The 19196-nt window shown below is 72.8% G+C and carries 18 protein-coding genes and 1 riboswitch; of the genes, 15 read left to right on the forward strand and 3 right to left on the reverse strand.

Features of this window, described 5'->3' with window-relative positions; genetic code table 11:
• Window positions 1-250: 250 nt before the first annotated feature.
• Window positions 251-435, forward strand: a riboswitch (cyclic di-AMP (ydaO/yuaA leader).
• 1 nt (window position 436) lies between these two features.
• The 4 genes from ACIBBF_RS03825 (at window position 437) to ACIBBF_RS03840 (ending at window position 4439) form a co-directional block, all read left to right on the forward strand.
• Window positions 437-1297 (forward strand): C40 family peptidase, encoded by an 861-nt coding sequence (locus ACIBBF_RS03825; RefSeq protein ID WP_397410681.1) that lies wholly within the window; start codon window positions 437-439, stop codon window positions 1295-1297.
• 118 nt (window positions 1298-1415) lie between these two features.
• A complete protein-coding gene (locus tag ACIBBF_RS03830; protein ID WP_397410683.1) occupies window positions 1416-2840 on the forward strand; it encodes a purine-cytosine permease family protein in 1425 nt (474 codons plus the stop codon).
• Entirely contained in the window at window positions 2837-3472 is a 636-nt protein-coding gene (locus ACIBBF_RS03835) for a cysteine hydrolase family protein (protein WP_397410685.1), read from the forward strand. The genes ACIBBF_RS03830 and ACIBBF_RS03835 overlap by 4 nt, the downstream gene beginning before the upstream one ends.
• Window positions 3473-3545: 73 nt before the next feature.
• A complete protein-coding gene (locus ACIBBF_RS03840; RefSeq protein ID WP_397410687.1) occupies window positions 3546-4439 on the forward strand; it encodes an SMP-30/gluconolactonase/LRE family protein in 894 nt (297 codons plus the stop codon).
• A 729-nt stretch (window positions 4440-5168) separates the two neighbouring features.
• Here ACIBBF_RS03840 and ACIBBF_RS03845 read toward each other — a convergent pair.
• The 3 genes from ACIBBF_RS03845 to ACIBBF_RS03855 all read right to left on the reverse strand — a co-directional run bounded on the left by ACIBBF_RS03845 (window position 5169) and on the right by ACIBBF_RS03855 (window position 8422).
• Complete coding sequence (locus ACIBBF_RS03845; protein WP_397410689.1) at window positions 5169-5657, reverse strand: YbaK/EbsC family protein; 489 nt, start codon at window positions 5655-5657, stop codon at window positions 5169-5171.
• 226 nt (window positions 5658-5883) lie between these two features.
• A complete protein-coding gene (locus tag ACIBBF_RS03850; RefSeq protein WP_397410691.1) occupies window positions 5884-7980 on the reverse strand; it encodes a hypothetical protein in 2097 nt (698 codons plus the stop codon).
• Between the two features lie 91 nt (window positions 7981-8071).
• Window positions 8072-8422: a DUF192 domain-containing protein gene (locus tag ACIBBF_RS03855; protein ID WP_397410693.1), complete on the reverse strand. Its 351-nt coding sequence runs from the start codon at window positions 8420-8422 to the stop codon at window positions 8072-8074.
• 244 nt (window positions 8423-8666) lie between these two features.
• On the opposite strand from ACIBBF_RS03855, the gene ACIBBF_RS03860 reads away from it, so the two are divergent.
• The 11 genes from ACIBBF_RS03860 to ACIBBF_RS03910 all read left to right on the forward strand — a co-directional run bounded on the left by ACIBBF_RS03860 (window position 8667) and on the right by ACIBBF_RS03910 (window position 19193).
• Window positions 8667-9527: a hypothetical protein gene (locus tag ACIBBF_RS03860; RefSeq protein ID WP_397410695.1), complete on the forward strand. Its 861-nt coding sequence runs from the start codon at window positions 8667-8669 to the stop codon at window positions 9525-9527.
• Window positions 9524-10243 (forward strand): Flp pilus assembly protein CpaB, encoded by a 720-nt coding sequence (gene cpaB, locus ACIBBF_RS03865; RefSeq protein WP_397410697.1) that lies wholly within the window; start codon window positions 9524-9526, stop codon window positions 10241-10243. The genes ACIBBF_RS03860 and cpaB overlap by 4 nt, the downstream gene beginning before the upstream one ends.
• A gap of 2 nt (window positions 10244-10245) precedes the next feature.
• On the forward strand, window positions 10246-11871 hold the full coding sequence (locus ACIBBF_RS03870; protein WP_397410699.1) for a hypothetical protein: 1626 nt from the start codon (window positions 10246-10248) through the stop codon (window positions 11869-11871).
• A 1-nt stretch (window position 11872) separates the two neighbouring features.
• On the forward strand, window positions 11873-12250 hold the full coding sequence (locus ACIBBF_RS03875) for a TadE/TadG family type IV pilus assembly protein (protein WP_397410701.1): 378 nt from the start codon (window positions 11873-11875) through the stop codon (window positions 12248-12250).
• Between the two features lies 1 nt (window position 12251).
• Window positions 12252-13565, forward strand: coding sequence for a CpaF family protein (locus ACIBBF_RS03880; RefSeq protein WP_397410703.1), 1314 nt, complete (start codon window positions 12252-12254; stop codon window positions 13563-13565).
• Window positions 13562-14485 carry a type II secretion system F family protein gene (locus tag ACIBBF_RS03885; RefSeq protein ID WP_397410705.1) on the forward strand — a complete coding sequence of 308 codons (924 nt, stop codon included), beginning with the start codon at window positions 13562-13564 and terminating at the stop codon, window positions 14483-14485. Before ACIBBF_RS03880 ends, ACIBBF_RS03885 begins: the two co-directional genes overlap by 4 nt.
• 1 nt (window position 14486) lies before the next feature.
• Entirely contained in the window at window positions 14487-15368 is an 882-nt protein-coding gene (locus ACIBBF_RS03890) for a type II secretion system F family protein (RefSeq protein WP_397410707.1), read from the forward strand.
• Between the two features lie 22 nt (window positions 15369-15390).
• The gene (locus ACIBBF_RS03895; RefSeq protein ID WP_397410709.1) at window positions 15391-16623 is read left to right on the forward strand and encodes a sensor histidine kinase; all 1233 of its coding nucleotides are present in this window, start codon (window positions 15391-15393) and stop codon (window positions 16621-16623) included.
• Window positions 16623-17315, forward strand: coding sequence for a response regulator transcription factor (locus ACIBBF_RS03900; RefSeq protein WP_397410711.1), 693 nt, complete (start codon window positions 16623-16625; stop codon window positions 17313-17315). Before ACIBBF_RS03895 ends, ACIBBF_RS03900 begins: the two co-directional genes overlap by 1 nt.
• Window positions 17316-17385: 70 nt before the next feature.
• The gene (locus tag ACIBBF_RS03905) at window positions 17386-17637 is read left to right on the forward strand and encodes a hypothetical protein (RefSeq protein WP_397410713.1); all 252 of its coding nucleotides are present in this window, start codon (window positions 17386-17388) and stop codon (window positions 17635-17637) included.
• Window positions 17638-17666: 29 nt separating this feature from the next.
• Entirely contained in the window at window positions 17667-19193 is a 1527-nt protein-coding gene (locus ACIBBF_RS03910) for an OmpA family protein (RefSeq protein ID WP_397410715.1), read from the forward strand.
• Window positions 19194-19196: the final 3 nt, after the last annotated feature.

Consider the following 19196-nt stretch of genomic DNA (forward strand, 5'->3'; position numbering starts at 1 on the left):
GGTTTTTTGTTTTTTTTTTTTTTATTTGGGTCTTGGGGGGGGGGGGGGGGGGGCCCCCGGGGGGGGGGGGGGGGGGGGGGGGGGCCCCCCCCCCCCCCCCCCCCCCCCCCCACGGCCCGGAGTGACCTATCTCATGTCGGATATAACCGTCAAGCGCTACCAGGACTGACCCCTCGACCGTAACGCGATTGTGACTTTCTGGCCGACTCGGGTTACGGTCGGTCCCGCTCGCGGGGAATTCCGTGGGCACTCGTGGTGGACGCCGAGCCCTGTCACCGCCGCGAGATCTGCTCGAGAACAGATGACAGGGACGGGGGAACCACGAAGACGGGCACCGACGGTGCCCTTGGGGTGAAGCCGCACCAGCACGACGCGGCCGGGTCATTCTCCGATCCGAATCCGACAGCTCACCTCGCAGGCGCCGGGAGAAATCGTTGTGAACACACGCACGCCCGGGCGGCATCGTGCTGCCCACCCGCCCATCACACCGCTGACACCGTTCTCACGCGCCGCCGCACGCGGCCTGTCCGCGACCGCCCGCCGTGGCGCGGTCGTCGCCGCCGGCTCGGGACTCCTCGTCTCCCTGCTCGGCGCGCCCGCCCACGCCGCCCCCGCGAGCGACCCGGGCACCAGCACGGCCGAGCTCAAGACCGTGAAGGACGCCGTCAAGGACGCCGCCCGCAAGGACGCCGCCCGCACGGAGGCGGCCGCCGCCGAGGTGACCACCGCCGCGCTCACGACGGCGCAGGCCGACACCGCTCCCGCGGTCCGGGTCGCCGCCGACAGCGAGTTCACGCTCGAGACCGGCACCATCAAGGTCACCCCGGCCCCCGAGCCGGAGCCCGAGCCCGAGCCCGTCGTCGAGCCCGAGCCGGAGCCCGTCGTGGAGCAGGCCGTCGCCGAGGCGGAGCCGGTCGCGGAGACCGTCCAGGAGCCCGTCGAGGAGGCCGCCCCGGCGTCCGCCTCGGGGTCCGCCATCGTCGACATCGCCATGCAGTACCTCGGCGTGCCGTACCTGTGGGCGGGCTCCACCCCTGCCGGGTTCGACTGCTCCGGCTTCACCTCGTACGTGTACGCGCAGGTCGGCATCGACCTGCCGCGCACGTCCTCGGAGCAGCGCTACGCCGGCACCGTGGTCTCCGCGGACGCCGCACAGCCCGGTGACCTGATCTGGTCCCCTGGCCACATCGCCATCTACGCGGGCGACGGCATGCAGATCGAGGCCCCGGTGCCCGGCGAGACCGTCCGCTACACGTCGATCTGGCAGGACGCCCCGGTCTTCATCCACGTCGGCTGACCGCCGTCGTCCGACCGAGGTACCCCGAAGGGCCCGCACCACCCGGTGCGGGCCTTTCGCGTCCCAGGGGTGGCCGCACGCTCGCCGCAGGGGCGGTGGCGGTGGCAGGATCACCGGCATGAGCTCACCCACGAGCGTCGAGACCAACGCCCTGAACACCATCGACGAGTCCGAGCGGCGCGGCTCGCCGCGGAACCTGTTCTGGCCGTGGTTCGGCGCCAACGTCTCCGTGCTGGGCCTCGGCTACGGCTCCTACCTGCTCGGGTTCGCCGTGTCGTTCTGGCAGGCCGTGGTGGTGGGCGTGGTCGGCATCGTGGTGTCGTTCCTGTTCTGCGGGTTCATCTCGCTGGCCGGACGGCGCGGGTCGGCGCCCACCATGGTGCTGTCCCGGGCCGCGTTCGGTGTCCGTGGCAACGCGCTGCCGTCGCTCCTGTCCTGGATCCTCACCGTCGGCTGGGAGACCGTCCTGGTCGCCCTGGCCACGCTCGCGACCTCCACCGTGCTCGGCGCTCTGGGCTGGGGCGGCGGCACGGTCACCAAGGTCGTGGCCCTCGTGGTGGTGGCGGGCATCGTCGTGGTCGCCGGCGTCTTCGGCTTCGACCTGGTCATGCGGCTGCAGGTCGTGATCACCGTGCTGACCGCCGTGCTCACCGTCGTCTACGTGGTCCTGGTGCTCGACCACGTCGACTGGGCCACGGTCGCCGCGATCCCCGCGGGCGGCAGCCCGCAGGTGATCGGCGGGCTCGTGTTCATGATGACGGGCTTCGGCCTGGGCTGGGTCAACATGGCCGCCGACTACTCGCGCTACCTCCCGCGCTCCGCGTCCGGCCCGGGCATCGTCGGCTGGACCACGTTCGGCGCCTCGCTCGCCCCCGCCGCCCTGCTCGTGTTCGGCCTGCTGCTCGCCGGTTCCGACCCCGTGCTCAACGAGGCGATCGGCGCCGACCCCATCGGCGCCCTGTCGACCCTCCTGCCCACCTGGTTCCTCGTCCCGTTCGCCGTGGTGGCGCTGGCCGGGCTGATCGGCGGCGCCGCCCTGGACATCTACTCCTCCGGGCTGGCCCTGCTGTCCCTCGGGCTGCCCGCGCCGCGCTGGGTCGCCGCCGCCATCGACGGCGCCCTGATGGTGCTCGGCGCCGTCTACGTCGTGTTCGTCGCCGACTCCTTCATCGGCCCCTTCCAGGGCTTCCTCATCACGCTCGGCGTGCCCGTCGCCGCCTGGTGCGGCGTGCTGCTCGCCGACATCCTGCTGCGCCGCCGCGACTACGCCGACGCCGACCTGTACGACCCGGCCGGCCGCTACGGCTCCGTGAACTGGGCCGCCGTGCTGCTGGTCGTGGGCGGCACCGCCGTCGGCTGGGGCCTGGTGACCAACACCTACGCGCCGTGGCTCGCATGGCAGGGCTACCTCCTGGGCCCCCTCGGCGGCATCGAGGGGAGCTGGGCGTTCGCCAACCTGGGCGTGCTCGTCGCCCTGGTGGTCGGGTTCGCCGGGACGCTCGTGCTGAGCGCCCGCCGGGTGCGCCGTCAGGAGGGGCGATGACGAGCGGGGGCGGTGCCGGCGGGGCGCTCGACGTCGGGCCCGGTGGTGCCGGGGCCGGTGCGGGCGGTGCGGGCGGGCCGGATGCCGCGCTGGTCGTGATCGACATGCAGGACGTGTTCGCCCGGCCGCCCAGCCCGTGGGCCTCCCCCGACTACCCGCGCGCGCTCGCCGGCACCCGCCGCCTGCTCCCCGCGTTCGCGGGCCGCACGGTGCTCACGCGGTACGTCGCACCCGCCGTGCCCGACGGCGCCTGGCGCGCCTACTTCGACCAGTGGCCGTTCGCGCTGGTCGCACCCGACGACCCGCTGTACGAGATCACCGACCTGGGCGACGTCGCGGCAGCGGGTGCGCCCGTGGTCACCGCCACCACGTTCGGCAAGTGGGGCCCCGACCTGGCGGCCGCCACCCGCGACGCCGGCGAGCTGGTGCTGGCGGGCGTGGCCACCGACTGCTGCGTGATCTCGACGGCGCTCGCCGCCGCCGACGCCGGCCGCCACGTGCTCGTCGTCGAGGACGCCTGCGCGGGCTCGACGCCGGAGAACCACGAGCGCGCCCTGGCGATCATGCGCCTGTACGCCCCGCTGATCGAGGTGACGACCACCGAGGCCGTCCTGGCGACAACCCACACTTGACCATGCGGTTGCTGCCAGGAACGGGTCCGTACCGGCAGCAACCGCATGGTCACCATGCACGAAGGAGGTAGGTGTGACCGGCAACAGGATCCGTGCCCGGTGGGAACGTCACGACGAGCGGTTCGCGCCCGTCCACGGCGACACGTACGCGACGGTGCACTACGACGAGGGCAGCTGGCTGGAGGGCCCCGCCTGGTCGGCCGCCTGGCGGACGGTGCTGTTCAGCGACATCCCGAACGACCAGGTGCTCTCCTGGGACGAGGCGACGGGCGCCGTCGGCGTCTGGCGGAGCCCGGGTGGGTACGCGAACGGCCGCACCGTCGACCGGGCCGGCCGCATGCTCCAGTGCGAGCACGGCAGCCGCTCCGTCACGCGCACCGAGCCGGACGGGACGGTGACCACGCTCGCCGACCGGTGGCAGGGCAGGCGGTTCAACAGCCCCAACGACCTGGTCGAACGCAGTGACGGGAGCATCTGGTTCACCGACCCGTCCTACGGCATCCAGAGCGACTACGAGGGTTTCGCAGCGACACCCGAGATCGACGGCTGCCACGTCTACCGCCGCGACCCCGATGGGACCGTCGCCCGGGTCGCCGACGACTTCACGGGGCCCAACGGCCTCGCCTTCTCCGCCGACGAACGCACCCTCTACGTCACCGACAGCGAGCGCAAGCACCTGCGGCGCTTCGACGTCGCCCCCGACCTCACGCTCTCCGGCGGCGACGTGCTGGCCACGTGCGACGCGGGCACGTTCGACGGCATCCGGGTGGACGACGCCGGGCGGATCTGGGCGGCCGCGCACGACGGCCTGCACTGCATCGACCCGGACGGCACCCTGCTCGGCAAGCTGCTGCTGCCCGAGGTCTGCTCGAACCTGACCTTCGGCGGCGCCAAGCGCAACGTGCTGTTCGTGACGGCGACGAACCTGCTGCTGTCGATCCGGGTGACGGCGACCGGGATCCGCTGAGGCGCTCGGCCGGACGACCGCGCGTCCACGCGAGCGCGCCGAGGCCATGCCGGACGCCGCCGGATGTCGATCGGCCCCACGCCGAACGACGGGCCGAACGACGGGCCGGGCGACGGCAGGCGAGGGCCGAGCGACGGGCCGGGCGAGGGCCGGGCGACGGGCCAGGCGCGGGCCAGGCGACGGACCGGGCGACGGACCGGGCGACGGGCCAGGCGCGGGCCGGGCGCGGGCCGAGCGACCGGCCGGGCGAGGGCCGAGCGACGGGCCGGGCGACGGGCCAGGCGAGGGCCGGGCGAGGGCCGAGCGACGGGCCGGGCGACGGGCCAGGCGAGGGCCGGGTGAAGGCCGAGAGACCAGCCCGAGCGACCGGACATGAAGCGACCGGACGTCGAGCACCATTGCCGAGCGGCCGGGGAAGGTGCCCCGCGCAGGTCGGTCACTCTGCGTCGACATTGTCTACACGGAGTGACCGACCTGCGCGGGGCACCTTCCCCGGGCGGCAGCGGCACACACCACGGACACCGCACGGCTACGGGCCAGGTCCGTTTGCCCGCTCCACCCTCCGGCACGCCCAGACCCGATGCTCGAGCACTCTCAGACCGCCTCCACGCTCGACGCTCCGACACACCAAGCCCGCCTCCACACCCAATGCTCCGGCACACCATGCGCGCCTCCACACTCAAGGCTCCGGCACGCTCCGCCGGCTTCCACACTCGACCGTTCGGAGGCTCAGTTCTCGGGTGTGACCGGTGTCGGCGTGCCGCCCGTGATGCGGACGAGCTCGGCGAACGTCGTCGGGAAGACGGTCTTGGCGTGGCCCGCGGCAGCCCACACCTCGACGTGCTCGGCGAGCGCCGTGTCGACGTAGGTCGGCACCGGTGCCGGGTGGCCCACCGGCGCGACGCCGCCGATGACCTGGCCCGTTGCTTCCTTGACCTGGTCCTTCGAGGCGCGGGTGATGGTCGCCCCGACCTGCTCACCCAACCACGCCGTGTCCACGCGGTGGGCGCCGGAGGTGAGCACGAGCGTCGGCGTCCCGTCGAACAGGAAGACCAGAGAGTTCGCGATCTGCCCCACCGCGATACCGAGGTGCGCGGCGGCGAGCGCGGCGGTGGTCGCGGCGTCGTCGAGCCAACGGACCTCGCCGGTGGCGCCGGCCTCCGCGAGCGCAGCAGTGACCTTCTCGACGGCGGGATGACGGGGCGACGGGTTCGACATGCGCCAGATGGTAGACACCGCCCACCACGACGAGCCCGCTGTTTTGGTCCCCCAGTCCACAAGGTGCGCTTCTACCCAGCGATTGTGCCCAGATTCGAGGGGCCATCCGGGCGCAATCGCTGGGTAGAAGCGCACTTTCTGGGTGGGCGGACGCTCCCGGGGAACGGTGCCGCGGCGGGGAGCAGGCGGGTGCGGGGAGTGCGCGGCACGGCCGCCGGGAGCTCGGTCACGGGTTGTCGAAGCTCGAACCACCGCGGAAGGTCGGGGTCGGCGGGGCCGAGAACTCGGTCGTGTAGTAGTCGTCGGGCGCCTCGAAGTCCTTGGCCCGGCACTGGGGCGCCGGCGACGTCGTCTGCTTGTTGCCGTCCACGTCGGTCACCTCGAAGGACGACTCCGAGAGGGTGCGGTTCTCGTCGACCGAGGTGAAGTCGACCTTGAACAGGTCCAGGCCCTCCCACTTGAGGCCGTACCCGCCGCCCTCGGTCACCTTGTCCATGTCGTACTTGAGCTCGCGCACGTTGGCGTAGTCCTGGGCGGCGTCGTACAGCTCGCCGCCCTCGGAGTCCTCGCCGTTGATCTCGACGTCACCCTTCTTCAGGGTGCCGTCGTCGTTGCGGGGGAAGATCTCGTCGATCTTCGGGCCGAGCTTCTCGCGCAGCTCCGGGTACTGGTTGAAGTCGATGATCAGCTCGGTCTTCGAGAGCGTGCCCTCCTCCTCCTGCTTGCTGTAGCCACCGGTCGCCTTGAAGCCGTAGGGCAGCACCACGTCGATGTCGATGCCGGCCTTGTAGAGCGTCTTCATCACCTGGTCGTCCATCGCGATCGTGAGCTTGGACAGCTTGCCGTCCTTGTCCCAGATCACCGACGTGCTCGTGGTGCCCTTCCACTCCATGCCGACCTGGCCCTTGCCCTTGCCCTTCCCGGAGCTCGTCTCCTTGTCGTTCTTCTTGGTGAAGGGCTGCTTGCCGGACAGCTCCGCCCCGATGAGGAAGCCGCCGATGTCGGAGGACGTGTACGTGGCGGTCATCGAGCCGTCCGACCACTGCCGGTCCTCGACCTGGATCTCGCCCTCGTAGCCGCCGTCGACCATGCCCTTGAGCTCGACGGGGCCCACGCCCTTGCCCCACTTGAGCCCACCCTTGAGCTTGACCTTCTTGATGTCGCTCGTGGACGTCGCGACGAGGTGGTGGTCGGGCTCCTCGTCCTGCAGGTCCATCACGTCGCCGACGTCGGGCATGTGGTCCGGCGGCGGCGGGCAGTAGGTGCTCAGGTGGGGTGGCGGGCAGTGCGTCGGCGGAGAGCTCACGATCTCCGCCGACAGGGAGTACTTCTTGTACCAGTCGATCCAGTCCTGGGCCTTGCGCATGTCCGTGAACTCGTAGGTGTAGTCCTCGGCGTATCCGGTGATGCCCGCGATGTCGAAGGCGATGGGCGTACCGCCCACGTCGCTGCCGCTGGCGCCCACGCCGAACTCCACGCCCTTGAGGATGTGGATGCGGATGCGCCCGTCGCCGAGCTTCTCGATGAGCGTGCCGTTGCTGTCACCCCAGCGGAAGAACAGGAACTGGATGTTCGTGCTGTCCACGTGCCCCGTAGCCTCCACCACGCACGGCAGCTCCATCGACGCGTACTTCTCGGAGATGCAGTTGGCGAGGTCCCCCGACCGGGCGGCGCGCTCCTTGCCGGCCACGGCGTCCTCGTAAGCGGCCCACTCGGCCTCGCAGCCCTTGGGCACCGGCAGCTCGCGGCAGCTCACCTGCACCTTCGGGGGTGCGTCCTCGTCGATGTCGCCGCTGGTGGGCATCGCGTTCGCGCAGCTCTTGTCGTTGGGGTCGTCCTTCGGGCCGCCCCTGCCGTCGAGCACGCAGTCCACGAAGTCCTGGATCTCGCCCTCCTGGTACACCCGGTCCTCGCGCGCCCGGTCCAGGTGCCCCTCGGGCATGTTCGCCGAGAAGCAGATGGTCGGCCCCGGGTACCAGACGCAGTCGATCTGGACCACCGCCGTGTCCCACTGCGACTCGGGCTTGTCCACGAAGTCGAAGGTGACGTCGTCCTCGCACCGCCCCGTCGGCGGGCTGTAGTCGTCGCCCGGGGCGTCGTCGCCGTCGCCGTCCTCGTCGCCGGTGCCGGCCGCGACGTCGGTGCACGCCTCGGCCCCGGTTGCGTCGCCCACGGAGCTGACCGCGCACAGCAGCTTCTCCTGCACGGTCGCCCCGACCGGCGTGGCCGCGCCGATCACCAGCGCGACCACGAGCAGGACCACGCCGGTCACGGCGACGTACTCCGTCAGGGCCTGGCCCGCCTCGCGGTGTCGACTGGTCACACGCGGAAACTAGGTCCGGGCGGTGAACCGGAGGCGACGGGCGGATGTCTTTTGTACCTTTGGTACCATTTTTGGGCCCTGGGACCCAGGCTCACGCGCCGGGAGCCGCCTCCGCAAGCTCCAGCTCACTGCCCACCTCGAGGCCCCACCGGTCGAAGCTGCCGACCGGCGCCTCCAGCACCTGCGTGACGCCGCGGCGCGGCGCCGTCATGCCCCAGGGCCGCAGCACACGGACCCCGAGCACGCGCATGTCGCGCGAGACCAGAGCGACGTCCAGCGGTACGCGCATCCAGGCGCCGTGCACCGACGAGCAGGGCCGCAGCAGGAGCGCCTCGGGGAGCTCCCGCCGGAACAGCAGCCCCCTCGCCCTGGTCAGAGCGGTGTCGGCGACGACGGCCTGGGCGACGGCCCGCCCGTCGACCACGAGTCGAACTTGCGTCATGCCACGTTCCTCTCGACGAAACTTCGGCACGACATACTCCACCGGACGCATGCGAGACGCGCTCATCTGAGCGGCCACATACGGGGAAACGCTCAGAAGATTATGAAACGACCGGTAACTATGTACGTTCTGTGCCGGGATCTGTACAGTCCGTGAAGCGTACGGCCGCCAACCTGCACATGGCGGCCGGCGCAGGTGGGCAGGCATCTGCGGTGGTGTCGGAGCGTGGACAGGGGAGGGCGACATGCTGGTCGTCGCGATCGGTGCGCCGGACGGTGTCCACGCGGCAGTCCGCCGGGCAGATGCAACGTTGGACGCCGTGGTCGCCGCCGTGGCCGGTCTGCCCGACGGCGACGTCGTGCTCGCCACCCGTGACGACGCCGGGCGCAAGGTCGCCCGGTCGGCCCGCCTGGTGCTCGGTCCCGAGCGGCTCGGTCTCCTCCACGTCGATACGCCGGTCACGGCCTGGGCGGTGATGCTCGCGGGTCTCGTCACCGGGGGCCTGACGGCCTCGTCCGCCCGCGCCGTGGCCGACGTCGTCCTGGCCCGCGTCACCACCAGAGCGATCGTGTCCAGCGTGGCCTCGCTCGAGAGCCCCGCGCCGACGTTCCGGCAGCACGCGGGCAGCCTGCTGCCCCGCACGGCGTTCGTGGTGGACCCCGGCCGGGGCACCGTCGGACGGTTCCGGGAGAGCCTGGGCGTCCCGAGCGGGGGCGACCTGCTCGTCGTCGCCCGCTCCCCCCGGCCCGTGGTCCCCGACGCCATGGACCTGCTCCCCCGCCCCGCCGACGCCGAGCTGGTGAACGCGAGCGCCGGGTGGCCGGCGGCGCGCTGGTTCGAGGCGTCGACCATCGACGGGCCGCTGAGCTGGGCCGTCGCGAGCGCGGCCTCCGCGTCCCACCGCTGGTCGGCCTGCGAGGTCTGCGGTCGGGCCGCGACCGAGACCTGCATCTTCTGCGACATCGCCGCACGTCCCGCCCGCACCGGTCGCACCCCACGTGCGGAGCTCCCCGACCACCCCGAGCACCAGCACCCAGAGCACCAGCACCCAGAGCACCAGCACCCAGAGCACCAGCACCCAGAGCACCAGGGAGTCATCAGTTGAACCCACGTCAGCGCCGAGGAGTCTTCCTGCTCGTCGTCACCTCGGTCCTCGCCGTCGCCGTCTTCGTCGGGGTCCTCTACTACGTGCGCACGGTGAGCACCCAGGTCGGTCCCATGACCACCGTGCTCCAGCTCAACCGCTCGGTCACCGCCCTGGAGCCGATCGAGCCGGAGATGCTGGACGAGGTGCAGGTCCCGGAGCGATGGGCGTCGGCCACCGCCGTGCACGACGCGCGATCCGTGCGGAACCTGGTCGCCGCCACCGACTACGACGAGGGCACGGTGCTGCAGTCCGGGATGCTGATCGGGCGGCCGGGCGTGCAGCCCGGGTTCCGCGAGGTCGCCATCCTCGTGGACTCCGAGACCGGCGTGGCGGGCAAGGTGGAGCCGGGTGACCACGTGGACATCATCGCGACCATGGCCGGCACCGAGACCACGAAGCCCGTGTCGCGGGTGTGGGTCTCCAACGCCCTGGTCCTGGAGGTCGGCCTCCCCCGGACGCTGGAGAACCCCGACGACCTCTCCGAGACCACCCAGGGCCTCCCGGTGACGTTCGCGCTGACCACGGACGACGCGCTGACGCTCGCGTACGTCGAGTCGTTCTCGGTCAAGATGCGCCTCGCCCTGCGCGGCGCGGGCGACGAGGAGAACCTCTCCCCCGAGGAGCGCGTCTACGACGGCACGGCTCCGAAGCCTCCGGCGAAGGCGCAGGGCTGACGATGGTGACCAAGGTTCTGCTCGCGACGGCGTCCCCCGAGGTCCGGGACCACCTGGGGCACGTGTTCGCCGAGTCCGACCAGTTCGAGCTGGCCGCGTCCGTGCCCGACGGCGCCGGGACGCTCACCGCCCTCGACCGGCACCCCGACGTCGGCATCGTGGTCATCGACGAGGCCGCCGACGACGGCCACGGCCACGCGCTGGCCCGCTCCGTCGGCCTGGCCGCTCCGCTCATCGGCATCGTGATGGTCGTGGACGCGCGCAACCCCTCCGAGATGAACACGGCGATGGCCGCGGCGATGGAGGTCGGCGCCCGCTCGGTGATCGCCCGGAACGCCGGGCTCGAGGAGGTGCTGACGCGCTTCGAGGCCGTGGCCTCGTGGTCGACGGTGGCACGGGCCGCGATCGCCGCGGAACGCAACGGAGGCCGTGGCGGGCAGGTGGTGGCGGTGGCCGGCGCGAAGGGTGGCGTGGGCACCTCCGTGCTCGCCCTGCTGCTCGCGCGCGCGGACCGCAGCGGTGACACCACCCTCGTGGACTTCGACCTGGGGGCCGGCGACCTGGCCGCGTACACGGGCGTGCGCACGCGGCGATCGGTGGTCGACCTCGCGGGTGTCGAGGGCGAGGTCACGGCACGCATGCTCCGCGAGACCACGTACGAGGTGGGCGGCGGCCTGCGGCTGCTGCCCGCGCCCCACGACGGCGAGCGCGGCGAGGACATGACGCCCGCGGCCGCCCGGTCCATCGTGAGCGCCCTGCGCTTCGAGTCGAACCTCGCGGTGCTCGACGTGGGCGCCCACCTGGACGAGCAGCGGGCCACCGTCATCGAGTTCGCCGACCGGGTGCTGCTCGTCACCACGCCGGACCTGCCCGCCCTGCGCGGCGCCCGCCGGGTGATCGCGCAGTGGGACCGGCTGGCGATCCGGCGTCCGGCGGCGGTGGAGCTCGTGCTCAACCGGCGCAGCTCACGGGACGAGGTGACGCCCCAGCTCGCCGAGCGCATCGTCGAACGGCCGATCGCGTTCACGGTGCCCGACGGTGGCACGGCGTTCGCCGGGGCCGTCAACACCGCGACCCTGCTGGAGACGCCCACGCCCGTGCACACCGCCGTGGCCGAGGTCGGGATCGCCGCGATCAGCGCAGCCGCCGCCCCCGCGCAGGCGGACGACGAACAGGCCGAGGTCGCCGCTCTGGTCGCCGGGACCGCCCACCGCAACGGGCGGCCCGCCCGCCGGTCCCCACGTGCGAGGCGGTCCGACCCGGAGTCCGGTCAGTCCACCGTCGAGCTGCCGGTCGTCATCCTGATCACGCTGCTGGTGCTCCTGCTGTGCGTCCAGGGCATCGGGTGGGCCACGAGCCTGCTGGCAGCCCGGGCCGCAGCCCAGGAGGGTGCGCGGACGGTGGGCGTGGCGGGCTACTACGACCGGTTCGGCAACCCGCGGGACGACGTCATCGAGCAGGCCCGGGAGGACGTCCGCGACCGGCTGCCGGACGGGTGGGGCCAGGTCGACGACGCGGACATCGAGGTGCTGGCCGACGAGGTGAGCGTCCGGGTCACCGTGTCCACGCTCGTGCCCGGCCTGGACCTGTCCGCGTCGTCGTCGGCACCGGTCTACACGGAGCGCTGAGATGCGTCGGCAGCAGGATCCGGGCGAGCGGGGCCAGGCGGCCGTCGAGCTCGTCGGCGTGGTGTTCGTCGTCGTGCTGGTGGCCCTCCTGGCGGTCCAGGGCATCGCCGTGGCCCAGACGGCGTCGATCACGCAGGAGGCCGCGCGGAACGGGGCCCGCGCGCTGAGCCAGGGCCGGGACTGGGAGGCCGTGGTGCGTCGGCAGGTGCCGGACGGGCTCGACCTGCGGACCGTTCGAGGGGAGGTCGACCGCGGCAGCGCGAGCGTGCGGGTGACCGTCTCGGCGCCGCTCGGGCTGGCCGGCCTGGAGCTCACCCACGTCTCGGTCACCCGGACGGCCGCGTTTCCCGTACAGCAACCACGACGGACTGGGGACTGACATGGGCCTGCGTGACCGGCTCGCCGTCGACGAACGGCACGACGACGACAGCGACCTTGCCCGGACCTACCGCGAGCGGCTGCTCGAGGAGGTCGACGTCGACGAGCTCGCCCGGCTCTCACCGTCCCAGCGGCGGATCCGGCTGGAACGGGTGCTGTCCCGGATCCTGTCCAGCGACGGCCCCGTCCTGTCGGCGCGCGAGCGCAGCGCGCTGGTCCAGCGGATCGCCGACGAGGCCCTCGGGCTGGGCGTGCTGGAGCCGCTGCTGGCGGACGAGTCCGTCACCGAGATCATGGTGAACGGGCCGAGGGACGTGTTCGTGGAGCGGTACGGCAGGGTGGAGCGGGTACCGACCCGGTTCGCGTCGACGGAACAGCTCTACCAGACGATCGACCGCATCGTCTCGCAGGTCAACCGCCGGGTGGACGAGTCGTCGCCCATGGTCGACGCACGGCTGCCCAGCGGCGAGCGCGTGAACGTCATCATCCCGCCCCTGGCGCTGGACGGTCCGACGCTGACCATCCGTCGGTTCCCCACGCCGTTCCGGATGGGTGAGCTCGTGGCGCGGGGGACGCTCGACCCGGGCACGGCGAGCCTGCTGGGCGCCTGCGTGCGGGCGCGGCTGAACATCGTGGTGTCAGGGGGCACCGGCTCGGGCAAGACCACGTTCCTGAACGCGCTGTCCGGCATGATCCCGGAGCACGAGCGGATCGTCACCATCGAGGACGCCGCGGAGCTCTCGCTCCAGCAGGGCCACGTGGTGCGGCTGGAGTCCCGCCCGGCGAACGTGGAGGGGCGGGGCGCCGTGGCGATCCGCGACCTGGTGCGCAACGCGCTCCGGATGCGGCCCGACCGGATCATCGTCGGTGAGGTGCGTGGCGGCGAGACCCTGGACATGCTCCAGGCGATGAACACCGGTCACGACGGGTCGATCGCCACCGTGCACGCCAACACGGCACGGGACGCGCTGGGCCGGCTGGAGACCCTGGCCTCGATGAGCGAGATCGAGCTGCCGGCCGCGACCCTGCGGGACCAGATCAACTCGGCCATCGACCTGGTGGTGCACCTGGAACGGGCGGAGGACGGGTCGCGCCGGGTCGTCGAGGTGCAGGCGGTGACCTCGCACCGCCGCGAGGAGTTCGCGCTGACACCGCTGGTGCACTTCGCCAAGGACCCGACCGGGCCGGACCGGACGGTGACCGGGCGGTTCGTCCCCTCGCCCGTCCCGGCCGTGCTGCGGGAACGGCTGCAGCGCGCCGGGGAGACGGTGCCGGTGCTCGAACCCGCCGAGGCGCGGGGCGGTGAGGGCGCATGATCGTCCTGCTCATCGCCGCCGGCCTGTTCGTGACCCTGCTGCTGGCCGCCGCCACGGTGGCGACGCTGGCGGACAACGCCGAGATCGAGCGACGGATGGTGGAGTCCGCGGACCTCGACTCGTCGTCCGGCAGCCGCCTGTTCGACCGCCTCGACGAGCGGCTGCAGAACACCCGCCGGGGGCAGCGCCTGACCGCCCTGCTCGCCGGGTCCGGTCTGCCCACCTGGTCGCCGTCGATGCTCCTGGCCGGGTCGGCGGCCGGGGCGCTCGCCATGGGCGTGATCGTCCTGCCGCTCTACGGCTGGGCCACCGCGGTGCTCGCGACCGTGCTCGTCGTCGTCGGGGTGCGCAGCTGGCTGGACCGGCGGCGCAAGCAACGGGTGGAACGGTTCGTGGCGCAGCTCCCGGAGCTGGCCCGGCTCCTGGCGAACGGTGCGTCGGCCGGGCTCGCGGTGCACCGGTCGCTGGAGCTCGCGGCCGACGAGATCGCGGAGCCGGCGGCGTCGGAGATGGCACAGGTCACCGCCGAGATGGCACTCGGCAGGTCGCTGCGCGACGCCCTGTCGGCGCTGAGCGAGCGGCTCCCGTCGCGCGAGCTCTCGGTGCTGGTGCAGACGCTGACCATCCAGGGCCGGACCGGCGGGGCCCTCGTCACCGCGCTGTCCGGGATCGGAGCCACGCTGGAGGAGCGGCGCAGGCTGCGGCGCGAGGTGGTGACCGCGACGGTCGGGGCGCAGTTCTCCGGGTACACGGTGATCTTTCTCGGGTTCGCCGCGGTGCTCCTGATGAACGCGTTCAGCCCCGGCGTGCTGGACGTGATGATCACGAACCTCGCCGGCCAGGCGGTGCTCGTGGTGGCGACCGGCCTGTTCGCCGTCGGGTACGTGGTGGTGCGCCGCGTCGCGAAGGTGGAGGTGTGACGTGCTCGACCTGTTGATCGCAGCCTGCGCGGCCGGGCTCGTCGTGCTGGGCATGGCCGGGTACCGGCTCGTGACCAGCACCGGCCTGGAGGACGTCGAGGCCGAGTACCTGCCGAGCGCGGAGCCCCGGCCCCGCGGGTTCGTCGCCCTGCTGGACCTCATCGGGGCGCCGCTGCTGCCCCTCGCGGTCCGGCTGCACGGGCGGGCCCGGCTGCAGCGGCTGGACACGATGATCCGCCGGGCCGGCCGGCCGGACGGCGTGACGCTGACGATGTTCGTGCGCCGGGAGGCCGCCTTCCTGCTGATCGCGGTGCTGTTCGGGCTCCTGCTCACGCTCCAGGGACTGTGGATGTTCGGCGTGCCGCTGGCGCTGGTGCTGATCGCCTGGATGCGGCTGTGGCTCTTCCTCGCGGGGAACGCGCGACAGCAGCAGGTCGACAGCGAGCTGCCCGACTTCCTCGACGTGCTCAGCGTGACGGTGACGGCCGGCCTGGGCTTCCGTCAGGCCCTGGAGCGCGTGTGCGAGCTGCACGACGGCGCGCTGGCCGCCGAGATGCGTACCGCGCTGCAGGAGATGAACGTGGGCACGTCCCGGCGTCAGGCGTTCGTGGCCCTGCGCGAGCGCAACCGGTCCGCGGCCGTGGGCACCTTCGTGACCGCCCTGCTCCAGGCCGAGGAGCTGGGCGTGCCGCTGGCGCAGGCACTCACGGACATCGCGTCGGACGTGCGCCGCGAGCACGCCGAGAACGTGCGCCGGAACGCGTCGCGCGCGGCACCGCTGGTGTCGCTCGTCGTGACCCTGACGATCCTGCCCGGGGCCCTGATCCTGATCGTGTCCTCGGTGCTCATCGCGAACGCGGGGGTGCTCGGTGGGATTTTCTGAGCGACTGGCTCCCGGGCACGCCATGGACCCGACGACCCAGCGGGCGATCGGCTCCACGGTCCGCGTGCTGTGCCAGGTGCGGCTGGTGGTCCTGGCGTTCGCGCTCGTGCTCGACCTGCTCGACGGCGAGGGCTGGCTCGGCCTGATCCTCGTGATGCTGGCCGCCCCGTTCTCCTTCGTGCCCGCGCTGAACTGGGACACCCGCGGCCGGGTCTACGCGCGCAACGGGATCCTGCTGGCCGGGGACGTCGTGGTCACCGTCGTGACGCTCCTGCCGGTCGCCGGGTCCCCGCTGATGGCCATCTACGCCGCGGCCACCGCGGCGCTGTGGGGCCTCCTCGCCGGCGCGCGGCTCGGCCTGATCATGGCGGTGCCGCTGGCCCTCCACCAGCTCACGGTCTACGGCGAGGACGTGCGTGGCGTGGTCACCGGGACCGCCGGCTCGGCCCTCGTCGTGGTGATGACGTGGACGGGGACGGTGCTGGGCCGGCGGCTGCGCCGGCAGGCGCTCACGTCGATGGAGCTGGTGACCACGCGCGAGCACGAGGCCGCGCTCGCGGAACGGCTGCGCCTCGCCCGGGACCTGCACGACACCGTGGCGGGCGATCTCGCGGGCCTCGCGCTGGCGTCCCGCGGGCTGGCCGACCGCCTGGAGCGGGAGGGGTCGCCGCCCGGCACCGTGCGGCTCGCGCGGGAGCTCAGCGATGCCGTGGGCACGGCGCACCAGCACACCAGGACGACGCTGGGCGAGCTGCGGGACGACGCCTCCGGCGTGGCCGGGCCGGTGGCGGACCTCGCCCGGCGCTGGACGGAACGCACCGGGATCCCCGTCCAGGTGTCCGCGAGCCCGCACGTCGACGACGTGGCGGGCCCCGGACGCGCCCACCACGTCCGCGCCCTGGTGGCCGAGCTGCTGGAGAACGTCCGCAAGCATGCGCACGCGTCCCGGGTCGAGCTTGCCGTGTCCGTGCCGGGCGGGACGGTCCAGGTGCTGCTGTCCGACGACGGCACCGGGTTCCCGGCCGGCCTGACCGGCGGATACGGGGTGCGCGGGGTACAGGAGCGGGCCGCGCTGTGCGGCGGCGACGCCTCGTGGACCGCGGGGCGCCAGGGCGGGACCACCGTGCGGGTGGTGCTGCCGCACGAGCCCGCCGACCGACCGGCGGCGGAGCCGGAGACCCGACGGGACGACACGAGCGGCGCCGGCCCGGACCGCGCCGTGGCCTCCCGCACAGCGACCCCGAAGGTGGCCTGATGCGAATTCTCACCGTGGACGACAACCCGATCATCCGGCTGGGCCTGCGCAGCCTGCTGGAGGGGACCGACGGCGTGACGTCGGTGCACGACACCGGCGACCCCGAGGAGGCGGTGGCCCGCGTGGCCGCCGGGCAGGTCGACGTCGTGCTGCTGGACGTGCGGATGCCCCGGGTGAGCGGGCTGGAGCTCCTGCCCCGGCTGTCCGGAGCGACGGTGGTGATGCTCACGCACACCGACGACCCGGCCTCGGTCGCCGAGGCGATCGCGGCCGGCGCTGCGGGCTATCTCGTGCACGGCGCGCTGGAGCCGGCCGCGATGCTGGACGCGATCCGGCTGTGCCGGAACGGGAGCCAGGTGGTCTCCGGGGTCTCGACGGCACCGGCACCTGCCGCCGCTCCCGTGGCGCCGCCGGCCGTACGGGGCCTGCTGTCCCCGCGGGAGGCCGAGGTGATGGACCTGGTGGCCGACGGCCTCTCGAACCGTGAGGTGGCAGCGCGTCTGTTCGTCTCCGAGAAGACGGTGAAGAACCACGTGAACAGCCTGTTCGCGAAGCTGGGTGTCACCACGCGGAGCCAGGCCATCGTGCGCTGGATCCAGCGGGACCCGGCCCGCGATAGGGCCAGGGGCCCAGCGGAAATGGGTCCGCCGGTGGGACCGGACGCCCTGGGCGGCCGGAGCAGCCGTCCCTAGGTTGACCGGTATGGCCACGGAGCCCTGGAGCCCGTTGCCGGCAACCGGACGACAACTGGTGGAGGACCTCATGAACGCACTGATCGAGAAGGCAGTGGCCGCGCAGGTGGCACTGAAGCACTACGCGGGGCGCGCGACGAGCCGGTTCCACGACGACGAGCGCGGGCAGGGCTCGGTCGAGTACGTCGGCATCATCCTGGTGGTCGTGGCGATCGTCGCCGCCGTCGTCGCGGGCGCCACGCCCGTCGGCACCGCGATCCTGACCGAGCTCAAGGAAGCCGTCGGCAAGGTCGGCAACCCGGCCGGCGGCGGTAACGGCTGATCCATCCGAGAACAACGACGGAGGTGCCGATGCGTCGGGCCGTGCTCACCGCTCTCGCAGTCGGTCTGGTGACCGTGTCGGCAGGCTGCGGTCTCGTCCGACCCGACGCGCCCGGCCCGACGGCCGAGCCCTCGGCCGGCGCGTCGGCGTCGCCCACCTCGCCCGGAGGCTCACCGCCTCCGGGCGAGGTCGTGTCCGTGGACCGGGCCTGGCACGGTGCACAGGTGGGCTTCGACGTGCATCCCGTCGAGGTGGACGGTGACCTGGCCGTCCTGCGGTACGAGTTCGACGCGACCTCGGCCGACCCGACGGAGCTCTCGACCGTCGTCCTGACCCTCGGCGGGCTCGGTGACACGGTCACCGACGGCCGGGGCGTCCGGCTGTTCGACACCGAGCAGGGTGTCGTCCATCCCGTGGCGCAGACCTCGGGCGAGCAGCCCGCCGCGGCGATCGACTGGACCGCGGACGACGTGCTGCGGGGCTCGGCCGTCGCCGTCTTCGCCGCACCCGCGAACGACGCGGTGGATGTGCTGTTCCCCGGCTTCGGCACCGTGACGGTGCCGGTCGTGGCGGCGGGTGCCGACTTCGAGGACGCCGTCGCCCGGGTCGGCGGCGTCGACCACGCCGGGACGAGGAAGCTGCGCGCCTTCACCCGCGGCTACGACGCCGGCTCCGCGACGTCCGCCGAGGACGACGACGTCACGGTCACCCTGGCCTCCGACGTCCTCTTCGCCTCCGACGAGCACACGCTGTCGAGGAAGGCGCGGGGCGTGGTGGACAGGGCGGCGGCGTCGATCCGGAAGCAGGCGGACTCCGGCGAGGTACAGGTGGTGGGGCACACCGACGACGTCGACACCGACTCCTACAACCAGGCGCTGTCCGAGCGCCGCGCCCGGTCCGTCGCCGTGCGGCTGCGCGCCGGCCTCGGCGACGACTTCACCGTGTCCGAGGAGGGCCGCGGCGAGAGCGAACCGATCGCCGAGGGCACGAGCCCGGAGGCACGGGCAGCGAACCGGCGCGTCGAGATCCACTTCCAGGGCAGCCTGGTCGTCGAGGCCGACGTGGAGAGCGACCTCCCCGGCACCGACGCCCCGACCGCCGAGGACGGCCCCGTGACCATCACCACCGAGGGCGGCAGCTACAGGATCGCCGTGGAGTCGATGGTGCGCCGCCCGGGAGCGATCGTGGGCACGCTGGAGGCCGAACGGACCAGCGGTGACTCGATCGATCCCGCCTGGTTCCTGCCCGCCTTCCTGGAGCAGGTCGGCGACCGCCGGTTCGGGGCGCTGGGCGAGCTGGCCGGCGCGCACAACCTCTCGCTCCTCGGCGCGCAGGAGCGGGTCCTGCCGTTCGACTACGTGGCGGGGAAGAACTCGACCGGGTTCGTCGTACGGCGGATGCTCGGCGACGAGGAGGTCGAGCCCCTGGGCCAGGGGCAGACGACGCTGATCACCGTCGTGTGGCCCGACACCGGGCAGGACACCGTGACCGTGGACGCCCCGGACCGGTTCCGGATCACCGGCGTACCCGTGACCGACGCCCCGGCAGGAGACTGAACC

The organism is Promicromonospora sp. NPDC050880 (genome assembly GCF_044456525.1).
In the GTDB taxonomy this organism is placed as follows: Bacteria; Actinomycetota; Actinomycetes; order Actinomycetales; family Cellulomonadaceae; genus Promicromonospora.